The organism is Arthrobacter mobilis (genome assembly GCF_012395835.1).
Classification (GTDB): domain Bacteria; phylum Actinomycetota; class Actinomycetes; order Actinomycetales; family Micrococcaceae; genus Crystallibacter; species Crystallibacter mobilis.
Map to the genome: position 1 here is coordinate 1 of NZ_JAAZSQ010000087.1, position 728 is coordinate 728.

Annotated in this window: 1 protein-coding gene; it reads right to left on the bottom strand. The window is 48.2% G+C overall.

From position 1 onward, the window contains the following. Positions 1 to 511: 511 nt before the first annotated feature. A partial coding sequence (locus tag HGG74_RS20990; protein ID WP_052451417.1) for a hypothetical protein occupies positions 512 to 728 on the bottom strand: 217 nt, incomplete at its 5' end.

Sequence of the window (728 nt, forward strand, 5' to 3'; positions counted from 1 at the left end):
TTATCATACTATTGTCAGTTGTAGAGAGTTTCCCTTCCGGGCTGAGTTACCAGCTCGCACCGGAACCGTAAAAAAGCCGACCTCACCAGTCGGTTTTTTTACGTCTGCGGTTTCCCGCTTCGTTTAAATCTATTTTAAATGAATAAATTGTTCTGCGGCAAACCCAACAACATAAGGACGTTAGGGTTGATGGTTGCCGAAATCGCGGTGCGTTACGTGAATTCTGAGGTTTTGCGAGGGGGATTGGGCGCGAGAATTTACGAGAGAGCGCCGGAACAATGCCGGGATCACAAACCATCACCCGTGAAAGAAATCTTCCGGCATTGCCCGGTCAGGTAGTATGACATTCATTGTCAACGGCCATCAATTTATAAGCTGCTTTGCACTTCATAAAAGATCACCACCAGGGCTGCTAAAACAGTACCGATAGCCAGCACGTTAAAAAGTACGTCCTTCATCTTTACGAACGACATACTGATTTGCGTCCTTTCCCTTTTGTCAGCCTTCTCTATCATCCAGCGTTGGTATGAATCACTGTTACTTTTTCTGTCCATGTTCCCCCCAATTCATCAATGAGCACCAGGCGGCCACCAGGCTTCTTGCCAACAAAGTAACGGCCTCGCGGCAGACGTTCGCCAGTCTTCAGCCGTTCGATCCAGTCCTGAAATGCAGGGCGCGGTTTATAGCTGTAGCGGCCAAAATCAGCTAAAGACTGCGTGACCATGACT